The following is a 19,424-nucleotide window of genomic DNA, read 5'->3' on the forward strand; positions in this document are numbered from 1 at the left end:
CGTCGAACGATCGGATCTGAGGTCGAGCGTCCGAAGGTCGCGGCTGTGACGATTAGGTTGACCCGTAGGTCCAGCGACGCTGAGGCTACGACCTCGCGCCATCGGACGTGCGCCCATGCGACGAGAGCTATCGACTTACCCGGGGTGCCCTAAACGACCAGCGACCGAGCCGTATCCAGATCGATGTCCGCCTGGATGGCCAGGTTCCCATAGATGATGCTGTCCCTCCCGACTTGCGTTTGCAAGCCCCGGAAGAGTCCCATCATCTGTCCCGCATAAGTCTGAGTCTGATCGAGATCGTGCGACAGTCTCGTCTCGTTCATCACCCCAGCCGTAGCAGTATCCAAGTAGGTGACGAGATTCTCGGTGACGTCGTCTTCGTACGCGTTTAGTAGCTCGCGGGCGCCAGAAAGCTGCAACTTGGCTGTTTCCGCAACCTCTTCAAGTGACGCGTCGGAGCGGTAACGACGGAGTGCACCGAGGCCTGATAGGACTATCAACGCGTGATTGGCCAGCTTGAACGCTTCTGAGCGCGGCGTGTCCCACACAGCTGGGAAGCCAGAGCCCCAATCTCCCAGCGACTCGACTCGCGGGTGAGCCGAACGGATGATCGTCATCCCGTAGCCGTTAACGCGGCGTCCCTCAATGAGCGCGAAGACCTCGAGCGGGGGTTGGTACCCCTGTTCGTTTGAGCCGGGACTCAACATCGACGCCAACGTTTCGGCGGTAGTCAGCCATTCGACTACGTTCGCGACTTCCACGCCGATGGCGTATTGCTGCGGCGGCCACCCGTCCGCCACCCTCCCGGTTGATCGGTGGAAAGAGATGGCTGAAAGCCCCATACGTTGAAGCTCTCTCAGCCTGTGCTCTTGCGCGCCGTTAGAGCGCCGGATTGCGTTCCGCGTTGCAAGATCAGCTGCGCGGGTGAGCGCGCTCGTGGATTCTCCCGACCGAGCGGCGCGGCGGAGGTCTCTCGGATCAGTCCCGCCGACTGCGACTTCCTCGATGACTGCGGCAAGTGATTCGAGCTTCGCCGTGATCCGGCGGATCAACTCGAGGGGTTCGCGGTCGATCAGCTCCCACGCCTCTTCGGTGCTTCGTTGCGCCGCTTTTACGAGGGTCTCAACGATGTACATTGCGAGCGCTCGATAGCCCTCGGGCTTCGCCAGCCGGCTAGGGACATCTATCGCGATTCCGGCTAACAAAGTGTGGAGGTCGTCCGACATCGGCACTTGGTCCGCGCTCAGCGGCGTGTTGGAGACCGGCACTAGTTGCGATGCGAGCTCATCCAACTCGACCCGCATCCTATGGAGGAGTTCGTGCTCTCCTTTACGGCTTTCGCCGCACAACCAGTGCCGTGCAAGCTTCTCTACCAGGGCATCAGCAAGAACGATGCCGGCATGGCCAATCGTGAGCCGTTCCGTGAGGGTAATGTCAAAAATACGCGCGGCCGCGAAATTTCCCGTTTGACGGTTGAAGCTGACCGATGAACGAGCGTGCAGGGAGCGGCGTTGCAGCGTTGAGACGCCCATCTCAAGACCGCCGATATCGTAGGGCAGTCCGTCAGTCGAGAGGGTCGCTATATCAGCGCTGCGGCAAGCGGGAAGGCACGCGATCCCGAGACGAGCGAGCTCTTTGGCGTTGGTGTGGGCATCGCCCTGGAGTTCGTCAGAGATGTGTAGGAGGCGGCCCAAGAACACGGGGTTCTCGGGTTCATTCACGACCGCGATCTCGATGGCCCACGGGAAGTGATTCGTCAGCCGGTCGATCATGGCGATGACCCCGCCAAAAGCCTGCAACAGGACGTCTGCGACGCTCAGATCCAAAGACCGAGCGGCTAGAAGAAGCTCAGCCAAGCTGTCGAGATCAGGCTCAGGATGCAGAGCACGCAGCGGACGGTCGCTCGCCGCCAATCGCCGGAGTGCCTCGTCGAGGCCAACAAGCGTATCTGCGTCGAGGCCCTGCGATGCGGCGAGCAGTTCAGTGACCTCGCCGACGGTTCGAGCATCGAACACCGCGATTGCCAGACCGTCCACCCCAAAGCTGCGAACCAGATTGCTGAGTTCAGTGAATGGCTCGCGCGCAATCTCTCGCAACTCGCTCACGGCCGCTGAAATGCTGGCGGGAAGCGGCAAGCCCGTCAGGTCTGAATCGATCATCGCGAACTGGATAGCGAATAGTCGCTTAGGTGCTGCGACATCATGCCGGTCGAGGACATCGATCCACCTCGCCGCGCGACGCTCGAGGTCCACGAATCGTACGGCCCGCAGCCCTGCTAGGAGCTCAGAGGTCCTCCCATCAAGTATGCGGCGGACCAGGGCATCGACGGCTGACGGCAGCGTCTCCGGCATGTCTCGCGATATACCCACGAACAAGCTGGGCAGTGCAGTTTCTGGTAACAGAGCGATCAGAGTCGAGACAGTCGCGTCTGCCGACGGAGGTGGGGTCGCGTGAACCGCTTCCGAGAGAAAGCTGGAACGCAAAGCGTGGAGGCCATCTACCTCGCCGCCCGCGATCTGGACGAGGTGCTCTTCGACGAGTCGCGCCAACGCCCCCCGAAGGGACGCCGGATCTTCGACCACAGTCGACAGCGCCGAAATGGGAACGGCGAGGCCCCACCGCGAGGCTGTGGCCGAAAGCGACAAGACCCGGAGCTCAGTCTCCCTTCCTTCTCGGACCCGCGTGAGAACTTGGTCGTAGAGCACGTCTCGCAGTCGCTGCCCGCGAGTGAGTAGGTAGGTGAATTCCATCGTTAAGCCATGAGACTCGTTGAACGCTTCGCGCCAGTGCGCGGCTTCGGTCAGATTGCGTTGCCTCAGGTTCTCGTAGAGCGAAGATGCGATTTCTTCAGTGAGTTTGACCTCGATGACCGAGCAGTCGGCTCGATTTTGAATGTTGATCAAGTCCTCATGACGAACTGATCCCAGCATCATCGTGCCTTCGAGGTGCGAGGTAGCCTCTCGCAGCCCGTCCCAGTCGAAGTTCTCGCCGGAGCCCGCTCCGTCGATGACTAGGCCGATTTGATTCCGGGCACTCGAGCCCATTGCATGAAGGAGATCAACGATTGCACCGATCGCGTCGGGTGAAGTCCGCTTGATCTGGTACCAGATGACGTCACGCCTCGTATAGACGGCTGACCACATTGCGGTGGATTTTCCGACTCCAGAGGGGCCTGACAGCAAGACTGGCTTTCCATCGTTCATACTCTCGACGGCTCGTCCCACCACGGCGGGCATGGGCGCTGGGAGCCCGGCAGAGATATGTGACGGGCGCGCTGAAGCTCCGAGGTAGTAGTCGTTGTTTGCCGCCTCCGTCGTGAACCGCACCGGCACGCAGACCCCCTCGGCCAAGGCGCGCTGAAGTGCGTCGCGGTCGGTGAGGCGAAGGACCTCGTCGATTCGGTTCCGGACGGACGTACGATTGATCGATGCTGCAGCTGCGGCGTCGCGCGCGTTTGCGTTCCGGTCTGCCGCATCGGCAACGTCGATCCGCAACCATCGTTCGGCCACTTCGGCGGTCGCTCGAATCGTGCCGGTTGCCGCCATGATTGCATTGACGGCGGCGTCCTGCGCTTCCTGCCAGTCGAGGGTTATCAGTGTGGTCCGACTGAGCAAAGACTCAGCATCCCTCAACGGTAGCCTCCGTCGGACCCCCGTCACGAGATGATGCGAATCCGGCAATTCGCCGAGGACTGCGTCGTAGTCCGAAAAACTCTCGCCTGCGACGGCGCGCTCTTGGACCAGCATGAGTCGTCCGGGCGTTTCGCCAGCGCGGGTGCGCGCCAGGTGTTTGCCCCACATCTCGTCCAGGAAGGCGAGAGTGTCTGCAATCGAGAACGAACCACGCTTCTCCTGCCGACTCTTCACCTGCACATAGATGGGGTCTTCTCCCTCGATGTGAAGGTCCTCAAAGCCCTCGGGCACAAGCCGACCACCCCGGACCTTGCCTTCTAGCAGCATTACGGAGAACCAGGCCCCCACCGCGTCTTGATAGTGAAACCCGCGGCCGGAGATCGCACCCGCTCGGCTCCAAACGTCAACCACGGGACTCTCCTGACCTCGCCACCAGATGAACAGAAATCTAGCGGCGCCGACGTCCGCGCGCTCGCGTGCTACCCGTGCTTGGCGCATACCGACCTGAATCGATCGTGCGGACAGCAGCGCAGACGCCGTCATGCCCCGTCTGAGGGACATCTAACCTCGCACGGGATGGGAGCGAACTCTAGATCGACGATCGCGCCCGGAGAATGCTCAGCCTGAACACTCCTGGGACGGGCTCAGATCTCGCCCCGGGAGGGGTTGATCAGGACGGGATCACCTAGTTTGACCGTGCGCTGACGCGCACTCTGTTGCGACCTCAGCTGATGTATGGAGCAGGTTTCACGAAGTGGACGCACCTTGCCTGGCGCACCACATATGCCCACGGCGAACACGGGCATACCGGCATCCCGCCGTCGTTAGCCTCTACGTAAGACGCCGCCAGTGCGTCGAGTGGAGGTGGACGATGTTCGAGAGATTCACAGACCGTGCACGTCGTGTGGTGGTGCTCGCCCAGGAAGAGGCGAAGATGCTGAACCACAACTACATCGGCACGGAGCACATCCTCCTCGGCCTGATCCACGAGGGCGAAGGCGTCGCCGCCAAGGCCCTCGAGAGCCTCGGCATCTCGCTCGACGCCGTGCGCGAGCAGGTCCAGGACATCATCGGACAGGGGCAGCAGCAGCCGACGGGTCACATCCCGTTCACGCCGCGCGCCAAGAAGGTGCTCGAGCTGTCGCTGCGCGAAGCGCTGCAGCTGGGCCACAACTACATCGGCACCGAGCACATCCTGCTCGGGCTCATCCGCGAGGGTGAGGGTGTCGCCGCTCAGGTTCTCGTGAAGCTCGGCGCCGACCTGAACAAGGTGCGCCAGCAGGTCATCCAGCTGCTCAGCGGCTACCAGGGCAAGGAGCCCGCGGGTGTCGCCACCGGCGCCGGCGAGCAGGCCCAGGCCACCGCTCAGGGCGGCTCGGCGGTCCTCGACCAGTTCGGCCGCAACCTGACGCAGGCCGCGCGCGACAACAAGCTCGACCCCGTCATCGGGCGCGAGAAGGAGATCGAGCGCGTGATGCAGATTCTGTCGCGCCGCTCGAAGAACAACCCCGTCCTCATCGGTGAGCCCGGCGTCGGCAAGACCGCCGTCGTCGAGGGTCTCGCCCAGGCGATCGTCAAGGGCGAGGTGCCCGAGACGCTCAAGGACAAGCAGGTCTACTCGCTCGACCTCGGCTCGCTCATCGCCGGTTCCCGCTACCGCGGTGACTTCGAGGAGCGCCTGAAGAAGGTCACCAAGGAGATCCGCACGCGCGGCGACATCATCGTCTTCATCGACGAGATCCACACCCTCGTGGGTGCGGGTGCCGCCGAGGGCGCGATCGACGCCGCCAGCATCCTCAAGCCGCTGCTCGCCCGCGGTGAGCTGCAGACGATCGGTGCGACGACGCTCGACGAGTACCGCAAGCACTTCGAGAAGGATGCCGCGCTCGAGCGCCGCTTCCAGCCGATCCAGGTGGCCGAGCCGAGCCTGCCCCACGCGATCAACATCCTGAAGGGCCTGCGCGACCGCTACGAGGCGCACCACAAGGTGCAGATCACCGACGGCGCCATCGTCGCTGCGGCGAACCTCTCCGACCGGTACGTCTCCGACCGTTTCCTGCCCGACAAGGCCATCGACCTGATCGACGAGGCCGGCGCCCGCCTGCGCCTGTCGATCCTGTCCAGCCCGCCGGAGCTGCGCGAGTTCGACGACAAGATCGCCAAGGTCCGCGAGGACAAGGAAGCCGCCAGCGAGGAGCAGGACTTCGAGAAGGCCGCCGCCCTGCGCGACGAGGAGAAGTCGCTCCTGGCCGAGCGCCTCCGCCTCGAGAAGCAGTGGCGCTCGGGTGACGTTGCGTCGCACGCGGTCGTCGACGAGGGTCTGATCGCCGAGGTCCTGGCTCAGGCCACCGGCATCCCGGTCTTCAAGCTCACCGAGGAGGAGACGAGCCGTCTCGTCTTCATGGAGAAGGCTCTGCACCAGCGCGTCATCGGTCAGGAGGAGGCCATCGCGGCCCTCTCCCGCACGATCCGCCGCCAGCGCGCCGGCCTCAAGGACCCGAACCGTCCGTCGGGCTCATTCATCTTCGCCGGCCCCACGGGTGTCGGTAAGACCGAGCTCGCCAAGGCGCTCGCCGAGTTCCTCTTCGACGACGAGGGCGCGCTGATCTCCCTCGACATGTCGGAGTTCGGCGAGAAGCACACGGTCTCGCGACTGTTCGGTGCCCCTCCCGGATTCGTCGGCTTCGAAGAGGGCGGCCAGCTCACCGAGAAGGTGCGCCGTAAGCCGTTCTCCGTCGTCCTCTTCGACGAGATCGAGAAGGCCCACCCGGACATCTTCAACTCGCTGCTGCAGATCCTCGAAGAGGGTCGCCTGACCGACGGTCAGGGCCGCGTGGTCGACTTCAAGAACACCGTGATCATCATGACGACGAACCTCGGTTCGTCGGCGATCGCCGGTGGTCCGGTCGGCTTCCAGGTCGAGGGCAACTCGCAGACGACCTACGAGCGGATGAAGGGCAAGGTCGACGAGGAGCTGAAGCGCCACTTCAAGCCGGAGTTCCTCAACCGTGTCGACGACGTCATCGTCTTCCCGCAGCTCAACAAGGACGAGCTGCGCCAGATCGTGACGCTGTTCACCAAGCGCCTCAGCGAGCGTCTGCTCGACCGTGACATGACGGTGGAGCTGACCGACGACGCGAAGGACCGCCTCATCGAGATCGGGTTCGACCCGACGCTGGGTGCCCGGCCGCTGCGCCGCGCCATGCAGCGCGAGGTCGAGGACCAGCTCTCCGAGCGGATCCTGCGCGGCGAGCTCAACGCCGGCGACCACGTGAAGGTCGACACTGAGAACGGCCGCTTCGTCTTCGCGACGACCCGCCAGGAAGGCCGCGAAGCGGTCGGCGTGGGTGCCGCGGGCGAGATCACTGCGAGCCCGGACATCATCGCCGGGTCGTAAGCGACGGAACGACAGGGGTCGGATGCCGAGAGGCATCCGACCCCTTCGTCGTTCAGTCTTGGCGCACCAGGAAGACGTCGACCTTGCCCTCGGTGTCGAGCATGAAGCCGTGCTACGGCGATGACGCGGGTGAGAGTCGGATCGAAGGCGTCGAGGAACCGCTGCCGCACGCGAGTCTCGTCGTACCGGCCGAGGCGCTCGAGGTCCGGCCGCAGGACCACCGCGCGCAGCTCGGCGATCCAGGTCGCGTCGTCGGACGTCGAGGGGCGGAGGGTTCAGCGCATCCGTCCATTCAACCGCGGGGGTGCGTCAGCGGATGCAACGGATGCCGGGCGACACCCGGCATCCGTGGTCCGATCGACGGCGTGTCGGGCGCGATCCATCGCGTCCGCGAACAGGCGAGGATGGTCGGGTGACCGTCTCCATTCGCCCCGCCGTTCTCGACGGTGCCGATCGCGGGGCGATCTCGAGGATGCTGGCGGACTATCACCTGCAGACCGAGGGCGAGAAGGTCGCGCACGGGGTCACCGAGCCCGGCGAGCTGCCCGAGCGGTACGCGGTTGAGGTGCGCGAGCCCGCATCGTGCTTCGCCGGCGCAGAAGTCATCGTCGCGGATCGTGACGGCGACGTGATCGGCATGGGGGTACTGCACCGCGCGGGCGCCGATGTCGAGCTCAAGCAACTCTGGGTCGCGCCCGCAGGGCGTCGACCCGGCGCGGGGTCTGCACTGATGGCGGATGCCGCGCATCGCGCCCATCTCGCCGGCGCGACCGCCTTGCGGCTGTCCGTGTAGGACTGGCGTGCCGACGCGCTCGCCCTTCACGCGCGGCAGGGTTTCGTCGAGGTCCCGTCGTGATCTTGATCGTCTCGCTGGCAGCTCTGACGCTCGGGGTTGTCCTCGAGGTGGTGGGCGGTCTGTGGGCGGTAGCCGATTATCAGGCGCAGGAGGCAGCGGGGCTCAACGGAGACGGGCCGCGAGCGCCGTTCGTCTTGGTGGCGGCTTACTTTGCACCCGCGCTGATGATCGTCGGCGTGATTGGCACAGTGTTTGCCCTCATCGTTGGACGCCGCAAACGCGTGGCCGCCGTCTGACCTACCCACGGAAGAGGAACCGGAGCCATAGGTTCCGGTCCCTCTTCCGCACCGCTCTCGCGGCTGCACGCGGCCGCGCTGAGAGACCTTCTCGAGGCGGGGTACACGATGGGCCAGGCCGAGAAGATCCTCGGCCTGTCTCGGACGTTCGTGCACCGCATAGCGAGCCAGTCGACCACCCCGAGTGACGGATGCCCCGAGTTCGATGCAATCGATGAGGCTGTCGCTCGGTACGTGCTCGGCTAGTGCGCTGCGCGCCGAGCCGGCTAATCGAGGTTCGCGGTGGACTCTTCCATGGCGCGGATGACGGCCGGACGGACGCCCGCAGCGGCGAAGCCGCACCACGAGCGCCGCGTAAGACCGAACAGAAAGGCCGGAGCCTCGAGCCTCCGGCCTTTCTTGCGATTCAGGCGTCGGCTGAGACGAGGAAGATGTCGCCTCCGCTTGAGCACTCCTCGGGCAGGTCCTGATTGGTTGCTATCCCGCCGGTGAGACTGATCCTGTCTCCAAGTTTGAACGTCTGACCGTTGTAGACGATGCTCTCACCATCGACGGCGATCGCGTCCTCGGGAAAGACGGGCACCGCGGCAGAATCATCTGAGGTAACTGTGAGACAGCCAGCGTCGCTTTGAGTGAGAGAGCCAACAAGCTGGGCGCCGAACCCACCTTCCCCTGTGGGTGTGTAGGTCGCTACCGTCAGTTCATCCACGCTGGTGCATCCCGTCAGGAGCAGGGTGATCAATCCGGGAAGGATCACCGATGTGGTGTGCTTCACTGTCGGCTCCCCTAGTAGTTGTAGCGCAGCCGGGTGCTGGCGGGTGCGGACGAGAGCTTGGAGAACACGCTCCACGTAGACGCGCCGCCCTTGTGTATCCCGTAGGCCCGATTGGTTCCGGTCCCATTCGTCCAAAGCCATGGCCCACCGCTGTCTCCGCCTGCTTGGTCCGCCGCGACCCGCACGAATCGGGCTTGGCAGGTCATCAACATGGCAGCTGCCAGCCCCACTCGTCCTAGCCATCGAGAATGAATCTTCATCGGGCCCCCAGCCTCTACGATTTGGTCGGAAACTATAGGCGACTGACTAATGCCGTCAATAGGCGCTCTCACCAGTGGTGAGTGTCTTGCGCCCGCGCGTGGTCTTGAGGCCAGGAGCGCTAACAGTGGGCGGCGTCACCGCTCCTGCCCAGACGCAGCGATCCTCTGCTGCGCCGCGGCCGAGTCCCTAGCGATGCGGGTTGCTTCGGTGTCGTTCGCGGTTCGCGCTGCGGCCTCGGGGCTGCGCACGGCCTCGGTCTCTCGCACCACGGCGCTATCCGGGCTGGTCGTTGCATCGGCCGGCGCACGCTCGGGGGGTCGGTCGATGTCGACCCCCCACCATGCCGCCTGCTCCCTCTGGGTCTGTGTGAGCGTCCGTGTCCCCGCTGTGCCGTCGAGATCCCGCCGTGCGGCCTCCCGCTGGACCTCGACGCCCCGGTCGCCGGACTCTCGTGTCATCGCGTTCACGAATAGCTCGCGCGCCTGCAAGGGGGTCTCTGCGACCACGTGCAGGGTGTTCGCTTCGCGGCCGCGGGTTGCAGACACGTAGAGCGCGGAAGCGTTCGAGGTGTCGGTGACGATGCCGTGGCCGGCTTGCACCGTCGCTCCCTGCACGCCGAACTCTGTTGCGGCGTAGGCGAGGTGCGTGTGCTCTTTCACGTACTCCGCGGGCAGCTGGACGGTGCGTTTACCGTCGCTGACGACGACGGGCCGGTCCGAGGTCACATGATCAACGGTCCACACGTCGCGGTTGGCCACGCCCAACTCGCGGTCGTTCTTGCGCGTCATGAGCCGGTCACCGTTGCGGATGCTCAGGAGGTCACTGCCCGAGATCTCCGTGGCCGGCGCCGTCGTGTGGCCCGCTTGGGCGTGGGCCTGCTGGATGAGCGCGTTGAGTGCGGCCGCGTCTTCGTTCGTCGCGGTGGCGATCGCCACCGATGCTCCCGCTCGCGCCCGAGCGATCAGGAGTCGCGCGCACAGCTCGTGTGCCTGCGCCTTCCCCTCTGAGCCGCTGACCGCGGATGACACGGATGCCGGGCGCCACCCGGCATCCGCGGCGCCGTCGTCGGGGTGTCGCGTCGGATCCGTTGCATCCGCGAGCGGGCGGGATCAGGTGAAACCGCCGGGAGCGAGGAGCGCGATGCACGGGCCGAGGACGAGGATCCACGCGGCGGCGGTGACGATGAGGATGCCGGTGCCGATTGGGCGGGTGCGGGCGGAGAACATGAGCGCGACGCCGACAACGGCGATGATCACGAACGGGGCGAGGAAGCCGATCAAGCCGACGGAGATCAGCGCGATCGCGAGCAGGCCGCCGAGGACGTAGGCGCCGCATCCGATGCCCGTGCCGATGCCGACGCCCGCACCGAAGCTCAGCCGCCGTGGCCCCGCGGGCTGCGCGTACCCTGCCGGTTCCGGCGAGATGCCCGGTGCGCCGGGGTTGGGCGGGGTCGGATAGGGCGGCCCGGCCTGCGGTGGCGTCGGATAGGGCGGGCCCTGCGGTGGCGTCGGGGAGGGCGGGCCGGCGGTGGGCTCGCCGGCCGGCGGACCCTGCGGCGGGCCCGCGTGCGGACTCGCGTGCGGGTCGGTAGGCGGTGTCGGCTCGGCGTCCTCGGGACGATCAGGTTCGGGGGACATCGGCGGCCATCCTTCCGATCGGTGGGGTGTCGTGCAGGGTGAGTCGTCCGCGCGAGGCCATCCAGGCGAGGCGGGCGAACAGCAGCGGGATCGTCACGGCGAGGAACAGCTGCGGCCTCGTGAGCCCGAGCCACGCGACCTCATTGCCGCGGACGAACTCGACGGCGAAACGGAACAGGGCGTACGCCGCGATGTACAGCGTCAGCGTCTCGCCCGGCGCGATGGGCCGGTGTCGCAGCCAGAACCAGAGCACAGCGAAGGCGACCGCATGGAAGACGATCTCGTACACGAAGCTCGGGTGCAGCGGCACGCCCGCGGGCGCCCCGACGCGCGCGGCTGCGGCCGGGTCGAGGACGATCCCCCACCCGGCGCCGGTCGGGGTCCCGGGTTGCTCGGTGAGGAGGCATCCGATGCGTCCGATCGCCATGGCCAGCGCCACGGCGGGGGCGAAGAGGTCGCCGGACCGGTCGGGGTAGCGCGCGATCCGCTTGGCGACGTGCACACCGAGCCACGCGCCGACGAGCGCCGACAGCATCGACGCGTTGCCGTAGGCGAGCTGATCGATGAGCGACAGGTTCTTCGACGGATCGAGGTGCTGCGCCCATGTTCCGAGCCGCGAGAGCACGGCGGCGCCGACGAGGGCGCCGAGCACGAGATAGGCGATCCGCGGGTCGCTGACGCCGCGTCGGCGCTTCTCGACGAGGAAGACGACTCCCGCGGCGAGCAGCCCGAGGCCCACGAACACGGCGTGTGTGTCGATCGGCGGCAGCCAGGGGGCGAGGTCGCTCAGCAGCGGGAACACGGGTCAGCCCAGCAACCGCATCCAGAGCACGACCCAGAGCGGGATCGCCGCCAGGGCGAGCACCTCGAGCACGCACAGGTAGGCGAGGACGAGCCGGGTGTCGCCGAGCTTGCAGCGCGAGCGCAGCAGCCCCGCGCGCCGGGCGCGCACGTACCCCGCGATCGCGACACCGGCGAAGACGGCGACCGCGAAGGGCCCCGTGACGGCCGCGATCGCGGCGATCGTCGCAAAGACGCACAGCCGCAAGGGGTCGAACGGCGCAACCGGATCGGCGACGCTCTCATCGCGCTGATTGAGGTGTCCGAACCCGGCGGTGCTCACGAGACGCTCACCGGGATCTGCCGCCGACCGCCCGTCGCGGTCGACAGTCGGGTGCGGCCGAGGGGCGCCCACGCCTGCACGGCGCAGAACGGGGCGCACTGGTGCGCGTCGGTCGACTCGTTGACCGTCGCGACGTGCACGCAGCACTGCGTGAGCCGTTCCTCGATCATCGTGTTGATGTCCATGAACGGCTTCACCGTGATCCGCAGCACTCGCTCGCCCATCATCTTCCGCAGCCGCGCATGCTGTCCCGGAAGCTTCGATGCGGCCAGGGTGGCGAGGGTGCCGATCCCGAGGTCGCAGTTCTGGCAGATGTCGCTCCAGATCGAGCTCATCGACGGATGCGACAACGACGACTGCTCGCTCAGCAGGTCGAGGAGCGACCCCTTCACGACCTCGCGGATCGCCTTGTTGACGTTGCTGTCGGCGATGCGGTTGGCGATCATGTCGGGCTGCAGGTCGAGGAAGTCCTTCAACCGCTCGTGCCCGATGAGCCCGACGAGCGACTTCCAGTCGCCGGCATCGTCCTTGAGCAGGTAGCCGACCGAGCAGCAGTGCGGGTGGCTGCACGGCAGCGCCGTGAGGTCGCGCCACGTGACCTCGCCGTCGGTCTGCGGGCCGAGCCGGTTCAGCACACCCGTGTGCGTGAGACGGTCGTTCGGGTCGATGCCCGACGAGCGCCCCGAGCCGAACACCGGCTGGATCGTCACGCCGCCGACGAACGGCGTCGCCATCGCGCGGCGGATCACCGCGCCGATCTCGCCGTCGTTGACCCCGAGGGTCGCCGTCATCGTGAGGGTGGTGAACACCCCGGCATCCGACAGCCGTTCGATCGCGCGTTCCTTGAACCGGCGGATGTCGGCGCCGCGGTGGAAGGCGGATGCCGCGGCCGACTCGCCGTCGTACTGCAGGTAGACCTCGACCCGCTCACGGTGCTTCTTGAGCACCTCGACGAAAGCGTCGTCCTGCGCGATGCGGAGACCGTTCGAGTTCAGCAGGATGCGGACGATCGGCCGGGCGACGAGATGCTCGAGGAGCTGTTCGAGCCACGGATAGAGGGTCGGCTCACCGCCCGACAGCATCAGCACGTCGATGCGATTGTTCTCCTTCGCGAGGCGCGCGTCGACCGACGCGAGCACCTCGGCCAGCGGCGCAACGGCAGAGGCCGCGGGGCTCGATTCCGCGAAGCAGGTAGGGCACTTGAGGTTGCAGTGGTCGAGTAGATCCTCGAGGAGGATGCAGGTGTGCTGGGTCTGCATCTGCGGCAGACCGTCCTCGTACGCCGAGGGCACCGGCTTGAAGTTCCCCGTCGTGTCGGGACCGTGGACCTTCGTCGGGGCGGTCCACTGCTCGAGGTAGGTGAGGATCTCGGCCGACTCGTCGTAGAGCGTGCGTACGAGACCGTGGTCGGGGCATCCGCGTTCCAGCCAGACCGTGCCGTCGCGGTCGGCGAGCCACCCCGACAGCCGGCGCACCTCGCTCAGCGGACGGTCCGGGTCCTCCTCGTGGCACGTCGGGCAGAACGCGTTGACGTAGCGGTGGACCCGATAGTCGCGCAGGGGCATCCCCGCTCCGGCGTGGCTCATGCCCACACCCTAGTGCTGGGGTCGTCGCGGTCCAGGGCGAGTCGCGTACGATCCTTCCCTCCGACTACACGCGAGGATGGGGCCATGCTCATCGTCATGGCAGGGTTGCCCGCGTCGGGAAAGAGCACGCTGGCAGAGCGGATCGCCGGTGAACTGCGCTGCGCGATCCTCTCGGTCGACCCCATCGAGTCCGCATTGTGGCGCGCGGGCATCGACCGCGACCAGCCGACGGGGCTCGCGGCGTACGTCGTCGCCGAGGATCTCGCCCGCGAGCAGATCCGCATCGGCGGCGACGTCATCGTCGATGCCGTCAACGACGCCGAGCTCGCCCGGAGCCAGTGGCGGTCGCTGGCCGCTGAGCAGAAAGTCCCGGTCGCGTTCGTCGAGGTGGTCTGTTCGGATCCGGACGAGCACCGCCGCCGCCTCGAGACCCGACGACGCCCCCTCGAGGGCTTCGCCGAGCCAACCTGGGATGACGTGCGGGCGCGAACGTCGGGCTTCGACGGATGGAACGACGAACGGATCACCGTCGACTCGATGCGGAACCTGGACGAGAACCTGACGCGGACGGTCGAGTACCTCCGGGGCTTCGGGGCTCGCTGAGCCGCGTCAGCGGATGCAACGGATGCCGGGCGACACCCGGCATCCTCGGTCCCGTCCTCGGCGTGTCGCGTCGGATCCATTGCATCCGCGAACGGGGCGAACATGCGAACGGACCGGGTACGCCCTCAGCAGCACCCGGCCCGTCCGGGTCTTCAGGAGCGGCGGTCTCCGAAGACGTCCTTCTCCATGGCGTCGTAGCCCTCGCGCTGCGGGTCCCCGTGCAGGCCGCCCGAGAGCGCGTACTCCTCCTCGGGCGAGAGGACGAGTCGGGTGCGACCGTAGACGGCGAACCCGATGAAGATCACGACGTAGACGATGATGATCGCCACGATCGCCAGCAGGTAGGCCGGGTTGAACAGCAGCCCGACGAACACGATCGCCGCGATGATCGCCGCCGAGTAGGCGCCGAACAGACCCCACGGGCTCTTGTACGGACGCTCGGCGTTCGGGAACTTCCGACGCAGGATGATGAACGACACCATCTGCAGGAAGTAGGCGAGCACCGCGCCCCACACGGCGATGTTCAGGACGATCGCACCGGCCGGGCTGGCGTCGCCACCGGCGGCCTGCAGGATGACGAGCGCGATGAACCCGAGCACGGCGCCGAAGGTGAGCGCCACCCACGGCGTCTGGCGCTTGCCCGTCAGCGACAGCCAGCGCGGGTAGTACCCGGCGCGGGACAGGGAGTACATGTTGCGCCCGTAGGCGAACATGATGCCCATCAGCGAGGCGAGCAGGCCGATGAGGGCGAGCAGCGACAGGATCGCGGCGGCCTGCGGCGGCAGGAACGCCGTGAAGCCGTCGAGGAGCGGCTCGACCGACGTGCCGGTCGCCTCGGCGCCGAGCACGCCGGTGTTGAGGAACAGCACGATGAGACCGGTCACGATGAGCGTGCCGCGGGCCCAGAGACCGGCGCGCGGGATGTCGCGGGCCGGGTTGTGCGACTCCTCCGCGGCGAGGGGCAGCTCCTCGATGCCGAGGAAGAACCACATCGCGAACGGCAGCGCGAGCAGGACCGCACCGATGCCCTCGGGGAGGAACGTCGACGAGGCGAACGCGTCGGGGTTGGGGGCGATGTCCCACAGGGCATCCCAGCTGAAGGCGCCCGAGACGAGGGCCATGACACCGAAGACGACGATGATGCCGATCGAGATGACCGAGACGACGATCGCGAAACCGAACGAGACGGCGGCGCCTGCCGCGTTGAGGCCGATGAACAGCGCGTAGAGGATGACCCACCACAGCCACGGGGGCAGGCTCACCCCGGTCAGGAGCGACAGCGCCGAGTCGGCGTACTGGCCCGAAAAGTACACGACGACCGCGGTCGTCGCGACGTACTCGATGGTCTCGGCGAGGCCGGTCGCGAGACCGCCCCACGGGCCCATCGCCGAGCGCGAGAACGAGTACGCGCCGCCGGTGTGCGGCATCGCGGCCGCCATCTCGCCGATCGAGAACGTCAGGCCGTAGTACATGAGCACGAGCACGGCGAAGGCGATGAGCATGCCGCCGAACCCGGCGAACCCGATGCCGAAGTTCCAGCCCGAGAAGTCGCCCGAGATGACGGCGGCGACCGCGAGGCCCCAGAGCCCCCACACGCCGGCGGAGCGCTTGAGCGTGCGTTTCTCGAAGTAGCCGTCCTCGGCGCGGGTGTAGCGGACACCGCCGGTGGCGGGGGGAGTGGTGCTCGGATTCGTCATGAGACCTCCTGGCTGCGGTCGGCGCGTCGGGGCGCCGTCGGGTCGGCGCGCTGGCTCACGCCTTGCGGATGAGTGTGGCGTCTATTGGTATGCCATGTCTACCTTTGGCATGTAGCGTTCTCGTTACAGACCCGCCCAGCGCACGACGGAAGGATGACGGATGCCCGGAAATCTGACGGTGGACGAGCTCGCCGATGCGATCGCGGCCGACGAGATCGACACGGTGATCGTCGCCTTCCCCGACGCCCAGGGTCGCCTCGTCGGCAAGCGGGTCGCAGGGCGGTTCTGGCTCGACGAGGTCGCCGGTCACGGCGCCGAGGTGTGCGACTACCTGCTCTCGGTCGACGTCGACCTCAACACGATCGACGGCTACGCGATGTCGGGCTGGGACAAGGGGTACGGCGACCTCGTCCTGCGCCCCGACATGGCGACCCTCCGCCGCATCCCGTGGCAGCCGGCCACCGCGCTCGTCATGGCCGACCTCGAGTACGTGCGCGGCGGAGCCGTGGTGCAGTCGCCCCGCGGCATCCTGAACGCCCAGCGTCAGCGCCTCGCCGACCGGGGCCTCGTCGCCTACTCGGGCACGGAACTCGAGTTCATCGTCTTCGACGACTCGTTCCGGGATGCCTGGGCGAAGCGCTACGTCGGACTGCAGGCATCCACCGACTACAACGTCGACTACAACCTGCTCGCCACGACCCGACTCGAGCCGCTGCTGCGCGACATCCGTCGCGGCATGGAGGGCGCCGGCCTTTACTGCGAGGGCGTCAAGGGCGAGTGTCACGACGGCCAGCAGGAGATCGCCTTCCGGTTCGCGGAGGTGCTCGAGACCGCCGACCAGCACACGATCTACAAGAACGGGGCGAAGGAGATCGCCGACGCCCACGGCAAGTCGCTGACCTTCATGGCGAAGTTCGACCAGCGCGAGGGCAACAGCTGCCACATCCACCTCTCGGTGCGCGGCGAGGACGGCGAGGCCGTGATGGCGGGCGACGGCGAGCACGGGTTCAGCCCGCTCATGGAGCACTGGATCGCCGGCATCCTCGCGACCCTCCGCGAGTTCACGCTGCTCTACGCGCCCACGATCAACTCGTACAAGCGCTTCGCGAAGGGCTCGTTCGCCCCGACCGGGATCGCGTGGGGCGTCGACAACCGCACCTGTGCGTTGCGCGTCGTGGGAAAGGGCTCGTCGCTGCGCGTCGAGAACCGCGTGCCCGGCGGCGACGTGAACCCGTACCTCGCCATCTCGGCGATCATCGCCGGCGGCCTCCACGGCATCGAGAACGAGCTTCCGCTGCCGGCGCCGCTCACCGGCAACGCCTACGACTCCGACGTCGAGCACCTGCCGACGACGCTCCGCGAAGCGGCGGACCTCTTCGAGAAGTCCGAGGTCGCGCGCGCGGCGTTCGGCGAGGACGTCGTCGCCCACTACCTGCACCAGGCGCGTGTCGAGGTCCTCGCCTACGACGCCGCCGTGACCGACTGGGAGCGCATCCGTGGCTTCGAACGTCTCTGATCCCGCGGGCGGCCGCCGCCCCGTCATCGGACTCACCACCTACCTCGAGCGGGCGGTGCAGGGCGTCTGGGACGTCCGCGCCAGTTTCCTGCCGCAGCAGTACTTCGATGCCGTGACCGCGTCGGGCGGGGTCGCGGTCCTGCTGCCGCCGCAGCCGTCCGCGAAGGCGGCGGCCGAGGTCGTGCTCGACGGCCTCGACGGGCTGATCCTCACCGGCGGGCTCGACGTGCAACCCGAGCTGTACGGTGCGCCCCGGCATCCGCTCACCGACCCTGCCCGCGCGGACCGCGACGAGTGGGAGCTCGCCCTGCTCGCGGGCGCGCGGGAGCGCGGCATGCCCGTGTTCGGCATCTGCCGCGGGCTGCAGCTGATCAACGTCGCCTACGGCGGCACACTGCACCAGCACCTGCCCGAGGCCCTCGGCACCGAGCGCTACAAGATCGGTGGCGGCGTGTTCGCCGAGAACACCGTCGAGGTGGATGCCGGGACGACCCTCGCCGGCCTCATCGGCGCCGGTCCGTACACGGTGCACAGCTACCACCACCAGGGCGTCGACCGCCTCGGCGAAGGGCTCGTCGTGACCGCGCGCACCGACGACGGCCTCGTGCAGGCGTTCGAGGCTCCGGGCGACGACTACCTCGTCGCGGTGCAGTGGCACCCCGAGGAGAACTCCGCCGACCGGCGCCTCTTCCTCGGTCTCGTCGCCGCCGCCGACGCGTACGCAGCCTCGCACCGGGGGGTCACCGCGTGAACTCCTTCACCGTCCTGAACCCCGCCACCGGCGCCGCCGTCCGCGACGTCGACCTCGCCTCCGTGGAGGAGACGGATGCCGCGGTCGCACGCGCCGTCCGCGCTCAGCGCACGTGGGCCGACCTCGCCCCCGTCGCCCGCGCCGACGCGCTGCGTCGGTTCGCCGGTGTAGTGGAGGCCCACGTCGAGGAGCTCGCGCAGCTCGAGGTGCTCGAGGCGGGGCATCCGATCTCGTCCGCGCGGTGGGAGGCGTCCCACGTCGCGCAGGTCCTGAACTACTACGCGGGAGCACCGGAACGCCTGATCGGCAGCCAGATCCCCGTCGCCGGCGGACTCGACGTGACCTACCACGAGCCGTACGGCGTGGTCGGGATCATCGTGCCGTGGAACTTCCCGATGACGATCGCGTCGTGGGGCTTCGCGCCCGCGCTCGCCGCCGGCAACGCGGTCGTCCTGAAGCCGGCCGAGCTCACCCCGCTCACCGCGATGCGCCTCGGCGACCTCGCGGTCGAGGCGGGCCTGCCCGAGGGGGTGTTCACCGTCATCCCCGGTGCGGGTCCCGTCGTCGGCGAACGGTTCGTGACGCATCCCGATGTCCACAAGGTCGTCTTCACCGGTTCGACGCGGGTGGGCACCCAGGTCGCCGCGGGCTGCGCGCGCGAGCTGAAGCCCGTGACGCTCGAGCTCGGCGGCAAGAGCGCCAACATCGTCTTCGCCGACGCCGACCTCGAGGCCGCTGCCGCAGCCGTCCCCGGCTCGGTGTTCGACAACGCGGGGCAGGACTGCTGCGCCCGCAGCCGGCTGCTCGTCGAGCGGTCGGTGTACGACCGGTTCCTCGAACTCGTCGAACCCGCCGTCGCCGCCTGGCGCGTGGGCGATCCGAACGACGAGTCGACCGAGATGGGCCCGCTCATCTCCGCCGCGCAGCGCGACCGGGTCGCGTCCTATGTCGACGGTGCCGACGTCGCCTTCCGCGGGATCGCACCGGAGGGTGACGGATTCTGGTTCGCGCCGACCGTCGTGCTCGCCGGGCGGGGCGACCGCATCGCGAAGGAAGAGGTCTTCGGACCCGTCGTCGCCGTGCTGCCCTTCGACGACGAAGCCGACGCGATCGCCCTCGCGAACGACACCGTCTACGGGCTCGCGGGCTCGATCTGGACGCGCGACCTGGGGCGCGGCATCCGAGTCTCCCGGGGCGTGCGCAGCGGCGTGCTGTCGGTCAACTCGCACTCCTCGGTCCGCTACGCGACCCCGTTCGGCGGCATGAAGGCCTCGGGCCTCGGCCGCGAACTCGGGCCGGATGCCGCCGAGCACTTCACCCAGACCAAGAACGTCTTCTACGCCACCTCCTGACC

General features: G+C 67.4%; 15 protein-coding genes and 1 pseudogene. 7 read left to right on the forward strand and 9 right to left on the reverse strand.

Annotated elements, in window-relative coordinates:
* Positions 1-149 precede the first annotated feature (149 nt).
* Positions 150-4,043, reverse strand: a complete 3,894-nt coding sequence (locus tag Q9S36_RS10690; protein ID WP_311285126.1) for a hypothetical protein — start codon at positions 4,041-4,043, stop codon at positions 150-152.
* 460 nt (positions 4,044-4,503) lie between these two features.
* Here Q9S36_RS10690 and Q9S36_RS10695 point away from each other — a divergent pair, with 460 nt between their 5' ends.
* Complete coding sequence (locus Q9S36_RS10695; protein WP_311285127.1) at positions 4,504-7,029, forward strand: ATP-dependent Clp protease ATP-binding subunit; 2,526 nt, start codon at positions 4,504-4,506, stop codon at positions 7,027-7,029.
* Positions 7,030-7,142: 113 nt separating this feature from the next.
* Here the strand turns inward: Q9S36_RS10695 and Q9S36_RS10700 are convergent.
* A pseudogene (locus Q9S36_RS10700) lies at positions 7,143-7,268 on the reverse strand (GNAT family N-acetyltransferase); the annotation flags it as partial.
* Between the two features lie 173 nt (positions 7,269-7,441).
* Between Q9S36_RS10700 and Q9S36_RS10705 the strand changes: the two are divergent.
* Together Q9S36_RS10705 and Q9S36_RS10710 are read left to right on the forward strand one after the other, a co-directional pair.
* Complete coding sequence (locus Q9S36_RS10705; protein WP_311285128.1) at positions 7,442-7,822, forward strand: GNAT family N-acetyltransferase; 381 nt, start codon at positions 7,442-7,444, stop codon at positions 7,820-7,822.
* A gap of 59 nt (positions 7,823-7,881) precedes the next feature.
* Positions 7,882-8,121, forward strand: coding sequence for a hypothetical protein (locus Q9S36_RS10710; RefSeq protein ID WP_217529795.1), 240 nt, complete (start codon positions 7,882-7,884; stop codon positions 8,119-8,121).
* A 406-nt stretch (positions 8,122-8,527) separates the two neighbouring features.
* Here the strand turns inward: Q9S36_RS10710 and Q9S36_RS10715 are convergent, their stop codons facing one another.
* The 6 genes from Q9S36_RS10715 to Q9S36_RS10740 form a co-directional block, all read right to left on the reverse strand.
* On the reverse strand, positions 8,528-8,896 hold the full coding sequence (locus Q9S36_RS10715; RefSeq protein ID WP_311285130.1) for a hypothetical protein: 369 nt from the start codon (positions 8,894-8,896) through the stop codon (positions 8,528-8,530).
* A gap of 395 nt (positions 8,897-9,291) precedes the next feature.
* On the reverse strand, positions 9,292-10,092 hold the full coding sequence (locus Q9S36_RS10720; RefSeq protein ID WP_311285131.1) for a hypothetical protein: 801 nt from the start codon (positions 10,090-10,092) through the stop codon (positions 9,292-9,294).
* Between the two features lie 174 nt (positions 10,093-10,266).
* Complete coding sequence (locus Q9S36_RS10725) at positions 10,267-10,794, reverse strand: hypothetical protein (RefSeq protein WP_311285132.1); 528 nt, start codon at positions 10,792-10,794, stop codon at positions 10,267-10,269.
* Complete coding sequence (locus Q9S36_RS10730; RefSeq protein WP_311285133.1) at positions 10,778-11,596, reverse strand: prolipoprotein diacylglyceryl transferase family protein; 819 nt, start codon at positions 11,594-11,596, stop codon at positions 10,778-10,780. The genes Q9S36_RS10725 and Q9S36_RS10730 overlap by 17 nt, the downstream gene beginning before the upstream one ends.
* Positions 11,597-11,599: 3 nt before the next feature.
* Positions 11,600-11,917: a hypothetical protein gene (locus tag Q9S36_RS10735; RefSeq protein WP_064003640.1), complete on the reverse strand. Its 318-nt coding sequence runs from the start codon at positions 11,915-11,917 to the stop codon at positions 11,600-11,602.
* A complete protein-coding gene (locus Q9S36_RS10740; RefSeq protein WP_311285134.1) occupies positions 11,914-13,503 on the reverse strand; it encodes a radical SAM protein in 1,590 nt (529 codons plus the stop codon). The genes Q9S36_RS10735 and Q9S36_RS10740 overlap by 4 nt, the downstream gene beginning before the upstream one ends.
* An 84-nt stretch (positions 13,504-13,587) precedes the next feature.
* Here Q9S36_RS10740 and Q9S36_RS10745 point away from each other — a divergent pair, with 84 nt between their 5' ends.
* Positions 13,588-14,106 (forward strand): AAA family ATPase, encoded by a 519-nt coding sequence (locus Q9S36_RS10745; protein ID WP_311285135.1) that lies wholly within the window; start codon positions 13,588-13,590, stop codon positions 14,104-14,106.
* A gap of 152 nt (positions 14,107-14,258) precedes the next feature.
* Here Q9S36_RS10745 and Q9S36_RS10750 read toward each other — a convergent pair whose 3' ends face one another.
* Positions 14,259-15,803: an amino acid permease gene (locus Q9S36_RS10750; protein ID WP_311285136.1), complete on the reverse strand. Its 1,545-nt coding sequence runs from the start codon at positions 15,801-15,803 to the stop codon at positions 14,259-14,261.
* A gap of 160 nt (positions 15,804-15,963) precedes the next feature.
* Here Q9S36_RS10750 and Q9S36_RS10755 point away from each other — a divergent pair, with 160 nt between their 5' ends.
* From Q9S36_RS10755 to Q9S36_RS10765, 3 genes are read left to right on the forward strand one after another with little or no spacing between them, the layout of a single operon-like run.
* Positions 15,964-17,319 (forward strand): glutamine synthetase family protein, encoded by a 1,356-nt coding sequence (locus Q9S36_RS10755; protein ID WP_311285137.1) that lies wholly within the window; start codon positions 15,964-15,966, stop codon positions 17,317-17,319.
* Positions 17,300-18,070, forward strand: a complete 771-nt coding sequence (locus tag Q9S36_RS10760) for a gamma-glutamyl-gamma-aminobutyrate hydrolase family protein (RefSeq protein ID WP_311285138.1) — start codon at positions 17,300-17,302, stop codon at positions 18,068-18,070. The genes Q9S36_RS10755 and Q9S36_RS10760 overlap by 20 nt, the downstream gene beginning before the upstream one ends.
* The gene (locus Q9S36_RS10765; RefSeq protein WP_311285139.1) at positions 18,067-19,422 is read left to right on the forward strand and encodes an aldehyde dehydrogenase family protein; all 1,356 of its coding nucleotides are present in this window, start codon (positions 18,067-18,069) and stop codon (positions 19,420-19,422) included. The genes Q9S36_RS10760 and Q9S36_RS10765 overlap by 4 nt, the downstream gene beginning before the upstream one ends.
* Positions 19,423-19,424 lie beyond the last annotated feature (2 nt).

This window comes from Microbacterium sp. ARD31, from assembly GCF_031844425.1.

What these genes read in the sequence shown, in the direction of transcription:
- Q9S36_RS10695 (WP_311285127.1), top strand. Translation starts at nt 4,504, where the DNA reads ATGTTCGAGAGATTCACAGACCGTGCACGTCGTGTGGTGGTGCTCGCC.
- Q9S36_RS10740 (WP_311285134.1), bottom strand. Translation starts at nt 13,503, where the DNA reads ATGAGCCACGCCGGAGCGGGGATGCCCCTGCGCGACTATCGGGTCCAC.
- Q9S36_RS10750 (WP_311285136.1), bottom strand. Translation starts at nt 15,803, where the DNA reads ATGACGAATCCGAGCACCACTCCCCCCGCCACCGGCGGTGTCCGCTAC.
- Q9S36_RS10745 (WP_311285135.1), top strand. Translation starts at nt 13,588, where the DNA reads ATGCTCATCGTCATGGCAGGGTTGCCCGCGTCGGGAAAGAGCACGCTG.
- Q9S36_RS10755 (WP_311285137.1), top strand. Translation starts at nt 15,964, where the DNA reads ATGCCCGGAAATCTGACGGTGGACGAGCTCGCCGATGCGATCGCGGCC.
- Q9S36_RS10725 (WP_311285132.1), bottom strand. Translation starts at nt 10,794, where the DNA reads ATGTCCCCCGAACCTGATCGTCCCGAGGACGCCGAGCCGACACCGCCT.